The organism is Streptomyces syringium (assembly GCF_017876625.1).
Classification (GTDB): domain Bacteria; phylum Actinomycetota; class Actinomycetes; order Streptomycetales; family Streptomycetaceae; genus Streptomyces; species Streptomyces syringius.
In genome coordinates, this window is record NZ_JAGIOH010000001.1 from 2,361,197 (window position 1) to 2,374,104 (window position 12,908).

The 12,908-nt window shown below is 73.0% G+C and carries 12 protein-coding genes and 1 riboswitch; of the genes, 11 read left to right on the forward strand and 1 reads right to left on the reverse strand.

Annotation, left to right across the window (positions count from 1 at the left end; all coding sequences use genetic code 11):
- Positions 1 to 83: 83 nt before the first annotated feature.
- From JO379_RS10420 to JO379_RS10450, 7 genes are all read left to right on the forward strand, one after another.
- The gene (locus tag JO379_RS10420; protein ID WP_130877536.1) at positions 84 to 767 is read left to right on the forward strand and encodes a helix-turn-helix domain-containing protein; all 684 of its coding nucleotides are present in this window, start codon (positions 84 to 86) and stop codon (positions 765 to 767) included.
- A 148-nt stretch (positions 768 to 915) separates the two neighbouring features.
- Positions 916 to 1,033, forward strand: a riboswitch (cobalamin riboswitch).
- Between the two features lie 224 nt (positions 1,034 to 1,257).
- Positions 1,258 to 2,520, forward strand: coding sequence for an SCO2321 family membrane protein (locus JO379_RS10425; protein WP_242626007.1), 1,263 nt, complete (start codon positions 1,258 to 1,260; stop codon positions 2,518 to 2,520).
- A complete protein-coding gene (locus JO379_RS10430) occupies positions 2,517 to 3,188 on the forward strand; it encodes an SCO2322 family protein (RefSeq protein WP_372449064.1) in 672 nt (223 codons plus the stop codon). Before JO379_RS10425 ends, JO379_RS10430 begins: the two co-directional genes overlap by 4 nt.
- Positions 3,185 to 4,354, forward strand: a complete 1,170-nt coding sequence (locus JO379_RS10435) for a CbiQ family ECF transporter T component (RefSeq protein WP_209514707.1) — start codon at positions 3,185 to 3,187, stop codon at positions 4,352 to 4,354. The genes JO379_RS10430 and JO379_RS10435 overlap by 4 nt, the downstream gene beginning before the upstream one ends.
- On the forward strand, positions 4,351 to 5,973 hold the full coding sequence (locus tag JO379_RS10440) for an ABC transporter ATP-binding protein (protein WP_130877539.1): 1,623 nt from the start codon (positions 4,351 to 4,353) through the stop codon (positions 5,971 to 5,973). Before JO379_RS10435 ends, JO379_RS10440 begins: the two co-directional genes overlap by 4 nt.
- Entirely contained in the window at positions 5,970 to 6,917 is a 948-nt protein-coding gene (locus JO379_RS10445) for an ECF transporter S component (RefSeq protein WP_130877540.1), read from the forward strand. Before JO379_RS10440 ends, JO379_RS10445 begins: the two co-directional genes overlap by 4 nt.
- A gap of 230 nt (positions 6,918 to 7,147) precedes the next feature.
- Positions 7,148 to 7,591 carry an aggregation-promoting factor C-terminal-like domain-containing protein gene (locus JO379_RS10450; protein WP_130877541.1) on the forward strand — a complete coding sequence of 148 codons (444 nt, stop codon included), beginning with the start codon at positions 7,148 to 7,150 and terminating at the stop codon, positions 7,589 to 7,591.
- Between the two features lie 134 nt (positions 7,592 to 7,725).
- Here JO379_RS10450 and JO379_RS10455 read toward each other — a convergent pair whose 3' ends face one another.
- Positions 7,726 to 8,895, reverse strand: a complete 1,170-nt coding sequence (locus tag JO379_RS10455) for a steroid 3-ketoacyl-CoA thiolase (RefSeq protein ID WP_130877542.1) — start codon at positions 8,893 to 8,895, stop codon at positions 7,726 to 7,728.
- Positions 8,896 to 9,180: 285 nt separating this feature from the next.
- On the opposite strand from JO379_RS10455, the gene JO379_RS10460 reads away from it, so the two are divergent.
- The 4 genes from JO379_RS10460 to JO379_RS10475 all read left to right on the forward strand — a co-directional run bounded on the left by JO379_RS10460 (position 9,181) and on the right by JO379_RS10475 (position 12,838).
- Positions 9,181 to 10,413 (forward strand): cytochrome P450, encoded by a 1,233-nt coding sequence (locus tag JO379_RS10460; protein ID WP_130877543.1) that lies wholly within the window; start codon positions 9,181 to 9,183, stop codon positions 10,411 to 10,413.
- A 300-nt stretch (positions 10,414 to 10,713) separates the two neighbouring features.
- Positions 10,714 to 11,334: a DUF6230 family protein gene (locus tag JO379_RS10465; RefSeq protein ID WP_130877544.1), complete on the forward strand. Its 621-nt coding sequence runs from the start codon at positions 10,714 to 10,716 to the stop codon at positions 11,332 to 11,334.
- A gap of 1 nt (position 11,335) precedes the next feature.
- Positions 11,336 to 11,890, forward strand: a complete 555-nt coding sequence (locus JO379_RS10470; protein ID WP_242626009.1) for a DUF6114 domain-containing protein — start codon at positions 11,336 to 11,338, stop codon at positions 11,888 to 11,890.
- Between the two features lie 264 nt (positions 11,891 to 12,154).
- A complete protein-coding gene (locus JO379_RS10475; RefSeq protein WP_130877545.1) occupies positions 12,155 to 12,838 on the forward strand; it encodes a hypothetical protein in 684 nt (227 codons plus the stop codon).
- Positions 12,839 to 12,908: the final 70 nt, after the last annotated feature.

A 12,908-nucleotide genomic window follows, 5' to 3' on the forward strand; every position in this document is an offset into this window, starting at 1 on the left:
GCACGATGATCCGTTCACCGCGTGCCTGGGCACTTGAACAAAACGATCGCCGCGTCGTCTTCGCCCGCGACACCGGAGCGACGATGTTCGCCGAATCGCGCCCGTTCCGTGTCGCCCCGCACCGGCTGCCCGCGTGGAAGGCCGTGCTGCCGATCGGCGGCCACGCCGAACTCCACCGGCCGGGACGGCCCGTGGTGACGGCGCCCGGGCTGATCGTGCCGCCGCAGCTGGTCCACAGCTGTGCGGCGACCTCTCCCTATGCCGCCCTGTTCATCGACGCCTGGCTGCTGCCCTCCCGCCCGGAGCCGGTCCGGCTCGATGCCGGCGTGGTCCGCCGCCTGCTCGCCGCGCTCGGCACCACCGGTTCCGACGGCCCCGGCACCGACGCGGACCTTGCCGCCGGATACACCGAGCTACGGGCACTCGCCGGGGACCCGGTCCCACTCGATCCGAGAGTCGCTCACGCCATCCATCTGTGCACGTCGCGCGACCCGGACCTGCCCATCGCCTCCCTCGCCGACGAGGTCGGCCTGTCGGCCCCGCGGCTGCGCGCCCTGGTCCGCCGGGACGTGGGCATCGCGCTGGTCCGCCTGCGCCAGTGGGGCCGGCTCTCCACCGCGGTCGCCGGCCTGCCGGAGTCGACCGCCGCCCTGGCCGCGGCCACCGCGGGCTTCGCCGACCAGGCCCACTTCACCCGTACCGCGCGGGACTTCACCGGGCGCACGCCGGCCTCGCTGCGACGCGCCGAAGCGCAGGGCGCGCCCTGACCGGCCCGGCACGCCCCGGCCCCCACCGCACCCCGCCGCGACGCGGCAGCCGCGCCCCGCAGCGGCAGCCCCGCCCCGAGCGGCCAGGCCCCGGCCGGGCCACCGCGCCGCCTTCGCCCCGCCCGCCCGGAGGGCATCCGGTGTCCGTAAAGCGACAGCTAAAGTGTGCGTGACAACTTCATCCCGCCTCGGAACGGGGAAAGCCGGTGCGAATCCGGCGCTGACCCGCAACCGTGAGCGCGGCCCGCACCCCGGTGCGGGCCGGGTGAGCCGGAGCTCCCGCTCCGTGGCGGCAGGTCCCCGGAGCCGGTCGTGCCGCGTGCGGTGCCGTCCGGACACCGGCGCCGTCGAGGTATACGGAGCCGACGTCCCGGTGCCACCGCGTGAGGTGCGCGGCTGGGCTGCCGTGCGAGGCTGTGCACCACCCGCAGCACCCAGCCGTATGCCGCCCACCGCAGCGAGACACACCCACCGAGAGGCACCGACTTCCATGGCCCCCTCCTTCGCCGTCCACGCGCGCCGCGGCGCCGCGGCCCTGGCCACCGCGGCCGTCCTCAGCGCGGCCGTGGCCCCTGCCGCGTTCGCCGACGGCTCACCGTCCCCGGCCACCGCCCCGGGGCTGTACGGCAAGAAGGACCCGCAGTTCGACGGTGTCTTCCGGCAGTCCCTGGCCCTCCTCGCACAGAAGGCGACGGACGTCGCCCCGCCGAAGCAGGCCACCGACTGGCTCGCAGGGCAGCAGTGCGCGGACGGCGGCTTCGCCGCGTACCGGGCGGACACGGCCAAGGCGTGCGACGCCAAGGCCGGCGAGTTCACCGACCAGACCGCCCTCGCCGTGCAGGGCCTCGCGGCCACCGGCGGGCACGGCGACGCGGTGAAGAAGGGCCTGGCCTGGCTCAAGGCCCACCAGAACGAGGACGGCGGCTGGGGCATGACCCCCGGCGCCCCCAGCGACCCCAACTCCACCTCCACCGCGATCGGCGCCTACGCGGCCACCGGCCAGGACCCCGCCAAGGTGACGGCCAAGGACGGCAAGAACCCCTACGACGCGCTCATCGGCTTCCAGCTCGGCTGTGACCAGAAGGAGGACGAGCGGGGCGTCTTCGCCTACCCGGACCAGAAGGGCAAGCTCACCCCCAACGACCTGGCCACGACCGCCGCCGCGCTGGCCGCGCTCGGCAAGGGCTACCTCGTCACACCCGTCAAGGGCGGCGACATGCCCGTCAAGCCGCTCGAGTGCGCCGACGACGAGTCGGCCAAGCCCAAGGACGCGCCGTCCGCCGGTGCCGCCGCGGCCGCCTACCTGGCCGCGAAGACCGATGCGAACAACGGCTTCATGAAGTCCGCCATGCCGCAGGGCGGGGCCGATCCGGCCCTCACCGCCGACGCCACCCTCGCCCTCGCGGCGGGCGGCCACCGCGACGCCGCGGCCAAGCCGCTGAAGTGGCTCGGTGACGGCGCCAACAAGACCGCCGACTGGGCCAAGGGCGACCCCGGCCGGCTCTCCAAGCTCGTGCTCGCCGTGCATGCCGCCGGCGGCAACCCGCGTGACTTCGCCGGTGTGGACCTGGTGCAGCAGTTGACCGCGACCGGTCCGAAGGCGGAGGCTTCTCCGTCATCGACGGAGACCAAGGACGAGAAGAAGAAGGACGACGACACCATCGGCATCTGGTGGATCGTCGGCATCTTCTTCGTCGCGAGCGTCGGTGTCGGCTTCCTGATCAGCGGCCGCAACAAGAAGCAGCAGCTGTGACGGTGGCGCGTTCCGCCGCGCGAGCCGTCGGCCCGCTGCTGATAGCCGGGCTCCTCGCCGTCCTGGGGGCCGTGCCCGCGCAGGCGGCGGGGTACCGGTACTGGTCGTTCTGGGAGCACACCGGCAGCGGCTGGGCGTACGCCACCCAGGGGCCTTCGGTGCTGCGGCCGGACGACGGGGACACCATCGGCTTCCGGTTCGCGGTCAGCGAGGACTCCGCGCACGCCGCGAAACCCCGCGACAAGGGCGACTTCTCGGCGATCTGCGCCGCCACGCCGGCGAAGGACGGCAGCAAGCGCGTCGCGGTCGTCCTCGACTTCGGCATACCCGAGCACGCGCCGGGCGGCGAGCGCCCGCCCCGGCAGCGCATCGCGTGCGCACAGGTCGGTGAGGACGCCCGCGCCGGTGACGCGCTGGCGGCCGTCGCCAAGCCGCTGCGCTACAACTCCGCGGCACTGCTGTGCGCCATCGCGGGCTACCCGAAGTCGGGCTGCGGTGAGCAGGTGGGCGCGCAGGAGTCCGGGCAGCAGCCGTCCGCCGACGCCTCCGCCTCGAAGAAGTCCGACGGCGGGGACGACGACGGTCCTTCCGCCGGTCTGCTCGTCGGTATCGCCGCCGTGGTCGTCCTCGGCGGCGCCGCCGTGTGGCAGGCCCGCCGCCGCGCATGAGTGGGACGACCCCGCCGCGGGCCGGCGGCCACCGGACCGGGCGGGCGGGCCCCGCGCCCGTCACCGCACGGGCGTCCGCGCTGCACGCGGGCGCCTGGTGGATATGGGCGCTCGGGCTGGCCACCGCCGCCTCACGCACGACGAACCCGCTGCTGCTCGGCCTGCTGGTCGCCGTCGCCGGATACGTGGTGGCCGCGCGGCGCACGGACGCCCCGTGGGCGCGCTCGTACGGCGCGTTCCTCAAGCTCGGCCTGGCCGTGATCGCCATCCGGCTGGTGTTCGCGATCGTGCTCGGCTCGCCGATCCCGGGCACGCACATCCTCGTCACCCTCCCCGAGGTCCCGCTCCCGGACTGGGCGAAGGGGGTACGGATCGGCGGCCGGGTGGCCGCCGAGGGGCTGGTCTTCGCGCTCTACGACGGCCTGAAGCTGGCCACCCTGCTGATCTGCGTCGGCGCGGCCAACGCGCTCGCCAATCCGGCCCGGCTGCTGAAGTCCCTGCCCGCCGCGCTGTACGAGGCGGGGGTGGCCATCGTCGTCGCCATGACCTTCGCACCCAACCTCGTCGCGGACGTCCAGCGGCTGCGCGCCGCCCGCCGTCTGCGCGGCCGCCCTGACCGGGGACTCAAGGCCCTGCTCCAGGTGGGGCTGCCGGTGCTGGAGGGAGCGCTGGAGCGTTCGGTGGCGCTGGCGGCGGCCATGGACGCGCGCGGCTACGGCCGCAGCGCCGAGGTCCCGCGCGCCGTCCGGCACACCACGACGGCGTTGACGCTGGGCGGACTGCTGGGCGTCTGCGCCGGTACTTACGGACTGCTCGCCGACCAGGGAGCGGGCTACGGCCTTGCGGTGCTGGTGGCCGGGCTCGCCGCCGCGCTGGCGGGCCTGTGGCTGGGCGGCCGCCGCTCGGTCCGCACCCGCTACCGGCCCGACCGGTGGGGCACGCGCGCGTGGCTGGTGTCCGGTTCGGGCGCGGCGGTCGCGGCCCTGACGATCTGGGCGAGCTCGTACGCCCCGCAGGCCCTGCACCCCCCGGCCGTGCCGCTGACCTCACCGGAGCTGCCGCTGTGGCCGGCGGCGTCGATCCTGCTCGGTCTGCTGCCGGCGTTCGTGGCGCCGAGGCCGGTCGGCCCGTCCACCCATCCGTCCCACTCCGAGGAGAACCGGTGATCCACTTCGAGCAGGTGTCGGTCACCTACGACGACGCCGCAGCCCCCTCCTTGCGGGGGGTGGACCTCACCGTCCCCGAAGGGGAGCTGTGCCTGCTCGTCGGGCCGTCCGGCGTCGGCAAGTCGACGCTGCTCGGCACCGTCAGCGGGCTCGTGCCGCACTTCACCGGCGGCACCCTGCACGGCCGGGTCACCGTCGCGGGCCGTGACACCCGCACGCACCGGCCGCGCGAGCTCGCCGACGTCGTCGGCACCGTCGGCCAGGACCCGCTGGCCCACTTCGTCACCGACACCGTCGAGGACGAGCTCGCCTACGGCATGGAGTCCCTGGGCCTCGCGCCCGACGTGATGCGCCGCCGCGTCGAGGAGACCCTCGATCTGCTGGGGCTCGCCACCCTGCGCGACCGCCCCATCTCCACCCTCTCCGGCGGGCAGCAGCAGCGCGTCGCGATCGGCTCGGTGCTGACCACCCACCCCAAGGTGCTGGTCCTCGACGAGCCGACGTCCGCGCTGGACCCCGGCGCCGCCGAGGAGGTCCTCGCCGTGCTGCAACGCCTCGTGCACGACCTCGGCACGACGGTCCTGCTGGCCGAGCACCGGCTGGAGCGGGTCGTGCAGTACGCGGACCAGGTGATCCTGCTGCCCGCGCCGGGCGCGGCCCCCGTCGTCGGCGACCCCGCCGAGATCATGGCCGTCTCGCCCGTCCACCCGCCCGTGGTCGCCCTGGGGCGGCTCGCGGGCTGGTCGCCGCTGCCCCTGTCCGTCCGGGACGCGCGCCGCAAGGCCGCCCCGCTGCGGGAGCGGCTGGCAGGGCTGGACGCCCCCGCCGCCCCGGAAGCCCCATCGGTCACCGACGGCCCCGCACCCGCGTCGGTGACCGGCCTCGGCGTCCGGCACGGCCGGGTCGTCGCCCTGCACGACGTCGCCCTGACCGTACGGGCCGGGGAGACCGTCGCGCTGATGGGCCGCAACGGCGCGGGCAAGTCGACGCTGCTGCGCACGCTGGTCGGCATGCACAGGCCCGCCTCGGGCTCGGTGCGGGTCGGTGGCGTGAACCCGCAGAGCACGGCCCCCGCCGAGCTGCTGCGCCACGTCGGCCTCGTGCCCCAGGAGCCGCGCGACCTGCTCTACGCGGACACCGTCGCGGCGGAGTGCGAGGCCGCCGACGGCGACGCGGCGGCGGCACCGGGCACCTGCCGGGCCCTGGTCTCCGAGCTGCTGCCGGACGTGTCCGACACGACCCACCCCCGCGATCTGTCCGAGGGCCAGCGGCTGGCGCTCGCCCTCGCCGTGGTGCTGACGGCGCGCCCGCCGCTGATCCTGCTCGACGAGCCGACCCGCGGCCTCGACTACGCGGCCAAGGCCCGCCTGGTGGAGATCCTGCGCGCGCTCGCCGCCGAGGGCCACGCGATCGTCCTGGCCACGCACGACGTGGAACTGGCGGCGGAGCTGGCGCACCGGGTGATCGTCATCGCCGACGGAGAGATCGTCGCGGACGGCCCGACCCCCGAGGTCGTGGTCTCCTCCCCGGCCTTCGCCCCCCAGGTCGCGAAGATCCTGGCCCCGTCACCGTGGCTCACGGTGCCGCAGGTCCGCGAAGCCTTGGGGGAGACACCATGAGTCCAGCCCGTCCGGCGTTCGAGGACGAACGCAGGCCCGAAAACCCAGCCCGTCCGGCGTTCGAGGACCGGGGCCCGGGGCGGAGCCCCGACGTGGACCGCAAGGCGCGAGCCACCGGCACGGACCGCCAGGCGCGAGCCGTCCGCCTGGGCCCGAGATCCATCGCCGTCCTGATCCTCGTCTCAGCGACAGGCGTAGCCGCCTTCGGCTGGCCACTGCTCGCCGACACCGCCTCCGGCCTGGCCCACTCCAAGGACGCCCCCTGGCTCTTCGCGGCGCTGCTGCCGCTGCTGCTCGCCGTGGTCGCGGCAACCATCGCCGATACCGGTCTGGACGCGAAGGCCATCGCGATGCTGGGCGTGCTGGCCGCGGCGGGCGCGGCCCTGCGGCCGCTGGGGGCCGGGACGGCCGGTATCGAGCCGATGTTCTTCCTCATGGTGCTGTCCGGCCGGGTCCTCGGACCCGGCTTCGGATTCGTCCTCGGCTCGGTGTCGATGTTCGCGTCCGCGCTGCTGACGGGCGGGGTCGGGCCGTGGATGCCCTTCCAGATGCTGGCCATGGGCTGGGTGGCGATGGGCGCGGGACTGCTGCCGGGGCCGGACCGGCTGCGGGGACGGCGGGAGCTGGTGCTGCTCGCCGGATACGGGGCGGTGGCGTCCCTCCTCTACGGCACGATCATGAACCTTCAGGGCTGGCCGTACATCGGCTCCCTCGCCACGGGCGTCTCCTTCGTCCCCGGCGACCCGCTCCCCGAGAATCTCGCCCGCTTCGTCGCGTACTGCCTGGCGACGTCCCTGGGCTGGGACGTGCCCCGGGCGATCGTGACGGTGACGGCCACCCTCGCCCTGGGCCCCACCGTGCTGAAGGCCCTGCGCCGCGCCACCCGCCGCGCGGCCTTCGACGCCCCGGTGCGCTTCGGGGACGCCGAAACGGGCGCCAAGTAACAGCCAAGAGCCGCGCTCAACCATTACCGATGTGTGAACGCCCCCACGTGACCCCGTTCACATACGGCCCCGCTTCGTACGCCCGTCCGCCCCTCCGCGAAGGCCCGGCGGCCCGTGCCCCGGCCCCCTTCCTGCGAGGCCGGGTAGGAGAGGGGGGTCGTTGCCAGGCCCCGCCGTGTCGTCCATGGTCGGTGGAGTCGCCGGAGCGCAAGTCGGCCCGGCGACCGCCCATGTCCCCCACGGAAGGTTCCTACGTGACGTTCTCGACCATCAGCCGTGCCGCCTCCCGCAAGCTGGCCACTGTCGCCGGTGCCGCTCTCGCCCTGGGTACCGCCGGAGTCGTGTTCGCCTCCGTGCCGGCTCAGGCCGCGACCGCGGCCCCGAAGGCCGCCGCGCAGGAGACCGCCAAGCAGATGATCAAGGACTCCGCGCAGTTCCAGTGCTTCAGCAAGATCGTGGAGCACGAGAGCGGCTGGAACCACAAGGCGACCAACGCCGGCAGCGGCGCCTACGGCCTGGTCCAGGCGCTGCCCGGCTCGAAGATGGCCTCGGCCGGCTCCGACTGGCAGACCAACCCCGCCACCCAGATCAAGTGGGGCCTGGACTACATGAAGGACCGCTACGGCAGCCCCTGTGGCGCGTGGGCCTTCTGGCAGACGCACAACTGGTACTGATGGAAGCCGCCCCGGACGGGCTGCTTGTGGCTGAGCTCAGCCACAAGCAGCCCGTCCGGCGTTTGAGGACGCGCCCGCAGGGCGCCCGCCGCCGCAGGCGGCAAGACGGCCCGCAGTCCGCAGGACAACCCGCACTACAAGCGCTGAATGATCGTGCCCGTGGCCTGCGCCCCGCCCGCACACATCGTGATGAGCGCGAATTCCTTGTCCGCGCGCTCCAGCTCGTGCAGCGCGGTGACGATCAGCCGCGCGCCCGTCGCGCCCACCGGGTGGCCGAGCGCTATCGCGCCGCCGTTGACGTTGACCTTCTCCAGGTCCTGGTCGAAGACCTGCGCCCACGACAGCACCACGGACGCGAAGGCCTCGTTGACCTCCACCAGGTCGATGTCCCGCAGCGACATGCCCGCCTTGCCGAGCACGGCCCGCGTGGCGTCGACCGGGCCGTCGAGGTGGAAGTGCGGGTCCGCGCCGACCAGGGCCTGGGCGACGATCCGGGCGCGGGGGCGCAGCTTCAGGGCGCGGGCCATGCGCTTGGAGGCCCACATCAGGGCCGCCGCCCCGTCGGATATCTGCGAGGAGTTCCCGGCGGTGTGCACCGCCGTCGGCATGACGGGCTTGAGCCCGGCGAGCGCCTCGGCGCAGGTGTCGCGTAATCCCTCGTCGCGGTCGACGAGCCGCCACATGCCCTGCCCGGCGTACTGCTCCTCCTCGGTGGTGGGCACCTGGACCGCGAAGACCTCCCGCTTGAAGCGCTCCTCGGCCCAGGCCCGGGCCGCCCGCTCCTGGGAGAGCAGCCCGAGCGCGTCGACCCGCTCACGGGTCAGACCGCGCCTGCGGGCGATCCGCTCGGCCGCCTCGAACTGGTTGGGCAGATCGACGTTCCACTCGTCGGGGAAGGGCTTTCCCGGCCCGTGCTTGGAGCCGCTGCCCAGCGGGACCCGGCTCATGGCCTCGACGCCGCAGGCGATGCCGATGTCGATGACCCCGCCCGCGACCATGTTGGCCACCAGGTGGTTGGCCTGCTGGGAGGAGCCGCACTGGGCGTCCACGGTGGTCGCGGCGGTCTCGTAGGGCAGGCCCATGGCGAGCCAGGCGGTGCGTGCCGGGTTCATGGACTGCTCACCGGCGTGGGTGACCGTGCCGCCGACGATCTGCTCGACGCAGTCGGGCTGGATGCCGGTGCGGGCGATGATCTCTCGGTAGGTCTCCCCCAGCAGATAGGCGGGGTGGAGATTGGCGAGCGCCCCCTGGCGCTTGCCGATGGGGGTGCGCACGGCTTCGACGATGACGGGTTCCGCGGCCATGACTCGTCCTCTCGTGAGCGCCGCGGGACGTCCCGGCGCCCACGGAGCTGTGTCTTCCCGGGGCCCTGCCTGACCACCACCGACCCCTGGCCGAACTGGTACGCGTTCTAGTTCCGCTCGCAGTCTTATGACTGCCACCTCGGTACGCAAGGGTCGCGCAACCAGCGCGTGCGCAACAGATGGCGTCGTCGGCCTTGCCTCCTTCGGGGCCCGTCATTACCTTCGGGCATTTCTGATGGGCCGTCAGCAATGACGGCAGCGATGCCGTCAGGAACGGAGTGCCCGATGCCTTGTCCCGCGCTGCCCGAGGGCTTCGACTTCACCGACCCCGATCTCTATCAGCACCGCGTGCCGCTCCCGGAGTTCGCGGCCTGCCGCCGGACCGCCCCCGTGTGGTGGAACGCCCAGCGGCGCGGCGTGGCGGGCTTCGACGACGAGGGCTTCTGGGCCGTCACCCGGCACGCGGACGTCCGGGAGGTCTCCACCCGGCCGGAGGACTTCTCGGCCCGGCTGAACACCTCGGTGATCCGCTTCAGCGAGCACATCGGGCGGGACGAGATCGAGGCCCAGCGGCTGATGATGCTCAATATGGACCCGCCCGAACACACCCGGGTCCGTCAGATCGTCCAGCGCGGCTTCACCCCGCGCTCGGTCCGCGCCCTGGAGGCGGCCCTGCGCGAACGGGCGGGGGCCATCGCGGCGCGGGCGCGCGAGCGCGGCAGCGGCGACTTCGTCGCCGACATCGCCTGCGAACTGCCCCTCCAGGCCATCGCCGAACTCATCGGCATACCCCAGGACGACCGGGCGCGGATCTTCGACTGGTCCAACAAGATGATCGGCTACGACGACCCCGAGCTGGCCATCACCGAGGAGATCGGCACCGAGGCCGCCGCGGAGCTCATCGCGTACGCCATGAACCTCGCCGCCGACCGCGCGAAGTGCCCGGCGCGCGACATCGTGAGCCGGCTGGTGGCGGCCGAGGGCGAGGGCAATCTCGGCTCCGACGAGTTCGGCTTCTTCGTCCTGCTGCTGGCCGTCGCCGGCAACGAGACCACGCGCAACGCCATCAGCCACGGCATGCACGCCTTCCTCACCCACCCCGACCAGTGGGAGCTCTACCGGCGGGAGCGGCCGGCGACGGCGGCGGAGGAGATCGTGCGGTGGGCGACCCCGGTCGTCTCCTTCCAGCGCACGGCCACCCGCGACACCGAACTGTCGGGCACCCGGATCGAAGCGGGCCAGCGCGTCGGGCTCTTCTACGCCTCCGCCAACCACGACCCCGAGGTCTTCGACACCCCCGAGAAGTTCGACATCACCCGCGACCCCAACCCCCACCTCGGCTTCGGCGGCGGCGGTCCGCACTTCTGCCTCGGCAAGTCGCTGGCCGTCATGGAGATCGACCTCGTCTTCCACGCGATCGCCGACGCCCTCCCGGACATCCAACTCGCGGGCGAACCAAGGCGGTTGAGGTCGGCCTGGCTGAACGGGATCAAGGAGCTGCGGGTGCGCTACGCCTAGCCGCAGATCGTCAACTGGCCCTGGATAGGCCGGAATCGGTCCGTACCAGAACCTTGTCAGCCGTCATGCGCGGACTTACTCTCGGGTACACCTTCGAGGGTGGCATGTTCGATACGTCGCGTGTGCGCCGCACCCCACGACCCGTCGCGCCGCACGATCTCCGCACCGTATGCCCGTCGCATGCCGCCGTGATCGGCTTCGCGCACCGCAAGAGCCGCTTCTCCCCGTGCGCACCACCGGGCCCCAGCACCCCAGCAGCGCTGCCTGCGCTGTGCAACGCTCTCCGAGGGGACAATCAGCATGAAAGACGCTCAAGGAAGACAGGTGACGGGCCGCGTGCGGTGGCGGAAGTTCGCCGTTCTGGCCGTCCCGGGATTCGCGGCCACGGCCGCGCTGGCGGTCGCGCTGGCCGACGGGGCACTGGCTGCCTCGTTCGCCGTGTCGGGCCAGCAGTTCAAGGTCTCCGCGGACAGTCTGGAGGGCCAGGGCTTCGCGCAGTACGGCAGCGTGGACACCAACGCCCGCGGCGACCTGCTGCCCGTCGCCGTGACCGCCATCAAGAAGGCCGAGCTCAAGAAGCTCTGCCAGTCCGTGGTGACCCATCTGCCCATCATCGGCGACATCTCACTGAACCTCAGCGCGGGTGGCGGGAAGGACCCCGTCGAGGCCAGCGACCTGTTCGTGGACGCGACCCAGCTCTCCGGCAACGCGGTCTTCAAGAACATCGAGATCGGCCGGGACGCCTCCACGCTGGACAAGGGCCCGGACAACGCCCAGGGCATGCAGGACCTCTTCGCCCAGCAGGCCGACTCCGTCAGGATCACCAACCTTCAGCAGGTCGCCTGGGCGACCAACGCGGGCACGTTCAAGCTCTCCGGGCTGAGCATGAAGGTCGCCAAGGGCAAGCGGGAATGCTTCTGACGTGGCCACCGCCTCGCGTCGTGGCACCGAGCCCGGCACCGTGCGGCGCAGCCCGTGGGTCGCGTGGCGTCAGTGGCGCAAGGGGCGCCCCTTCTGGGGCGGCCTGGCCGCGATCGTCGCGGGCGCGGAGATCAGCGCCATCCCGCTCGCACCGCTGAAGATCATGCTCCATCAGGGCATCGCGGGCATCCCGTCGGTCCTGATGGGCCTGGTCATGGTGGTGATGGGGCTGACCGCGTGGTTCGCCCCGCAGTACCGCACGCTCGCCGGGGTGCTCACGGTCATGGTCGCCACGGCGACGCTGGTCATGTCCAACCTCGGCGGGTTCCTCTTCGGCACGATCATCGGCACCATCGGCGGCGCCATGATCTTCGCGTGGCAACCGTTGCCGGCGGGGCCGGAACCGGATCCCGGCCCCGAATCGGGGAACGAGCCGGGCCCCGAGCCGGAATCGACGCCGGGGCACCAGCCCGTACCCCCCGGCCAGAAGCCTGATCTCGTCAGTCCACCCACCCTCGGGACCGAGCCGCCTCCCGAGTCGCGCCCCACCCGCTAGTCCGGCAGCCCGAGCAGTCCGGTGTCCCGGCCTGCCCGAAAACGCTCGGGCACACCGGCCGGCAGCCACTCACCCACCGGCGTGAGGGCCCGGGACGCGCAGGTGGGTCGCGGGACGCAAAGCGAAGCAGTCCCGCGACCCACCGGAGCGGCACGGGCCCGCCCCGCAACGGCGCGCACCGCACACCTCACAGACCCGCACCGCACGCACGCAGTGCGTACCGCACCACGTCCCCCACTCACCTCCCACACAAGGAGTCCCCCCATGACGAAGTCAAGAACGTGGCTCGCCTCCGGCGTAGGACTGGTCACCGCCGCCCTCACCCTGACCGGCACCGGCGTCGCGGACGCCCGGCCCGCGCCGGCCGCCCCGGCCGACTCGACCACCGTCACCCCGGCGGGCCACGCCTTCGCCGCCAAGGTCAACGGCAAGGCCACGTTCAAGGCCGGTTCGGTGACCCTCACGTGTTCGGTGTCCGTGTCGCAGCCGTCGGACACCGGCACCAACAACCACATCCCCCAGGCGCCGGACAACACCAACCCCGCGGGCCCGGTGGCCAGTGACATCAACCCGCCCACGTATTCGTCCTGCACGACCAACATGCCGGGCGTGACCGCGACCGTCACCACCACCGGCACCTGGGGCGTCTCGATGCAGAACGGTTCGCCGGCGAGCGCCACGCTGACCGTGCCCACCGCGGGCTTCGTGCTCCAGACCAGCGGGCTCGCCAGTTGTACGGTGACGTCCGCGCCCACCGGACCCAGCTCCGTCACCGGGTCCTGGACCAACGGCAGCCCGTCGAAGATCACCTTCGTGAACGCGGCGGTCCCGGTGAAGGTCACCGGTGGCTTCGGCTGTCCCACCGGTGCCGTGACGTCGGCGTTCAACGCGGTGTACGACGTCACGGACGTGACGGACCCGGCCTCCCAGATCACGGTGAGCGGCTGACCCGGACACCGTGAAAGGAGAGCGGGGTGCGTGTACGGACCGTTCCCGTACGCGCACCCCGCACCTGTGT

What these genes read in the sequence shown, in the direction of transcription:
- JO379_RS10420 (WP_130877536.1), top strand. Translation starts at nt 84, where the DNA reads ATGTTCGCCGAATCGCGCCCGTTCCGTGTCGCCCCGCACCGGCTGCCC.
- JO379_RS10425 (WP_242626007.1), top strand. Translation starts at nt 1,258, where the DNA reads ATGGCCCCCTCCTTCGCCGTCCACGCGCGCCGCGGCGCCGCGGCCCTG.
- JO379_RS10435 (WP_209514707.1), top strand. Translation starts at nt 3,185, where the DNA reads ATGAGTGGGACGACCCCGCCGCGGGCCGGCGGCCACCGGACCGGGCGG.
- JO379_RS10445 (WP_130877540.1), top strand. Translation starts at nt 5,970, where the DNA reads ATGAGTCCAGCCCGTCCGGCGTTCGAGGACGAACGCAGGCCCGAAAAC.
- JO379_RS10450 (WP_130877541.1), top strand. Translation starts at nt 7,148, where the DNA reads ATGTCCCCCACGGAAGGTTCCTACGTGACGTTCTCGACCATCAGCCGT.
- JO379_RS10455 (WP_130877542.1), bottom strand. Translation starts at nt 8,895, where the DNA reads ATGGCCGCGGAACCCGTCATCGTCGAAGCCGTGCGCACCCCCATCGGC.
- JO379_RS10460 (WP_130877543.1), top strand. Translation starts at nt 9,181, where the DNA reads ATGCCTTGTCCCGCGCTGCCCGAGGGCTTCGACTTCACCGACCCCGAT.
- JO379_RS10465 (WP_130877544.1), top strand. Translation starts at nt 10,714, where the DNA reads ATGAAAGACGCTCAAGGAAGACAGGTGACGGGCCGCGTGCGGTGGCGG.
- JO379_RS10475 (WP_130877545.1), top strand. Translation starts at nt 12,155, where the DNA reads ATGACGAAGTCAAGAACGTGGCTCGCCTCCGGCGTAGGACTGGTCACC.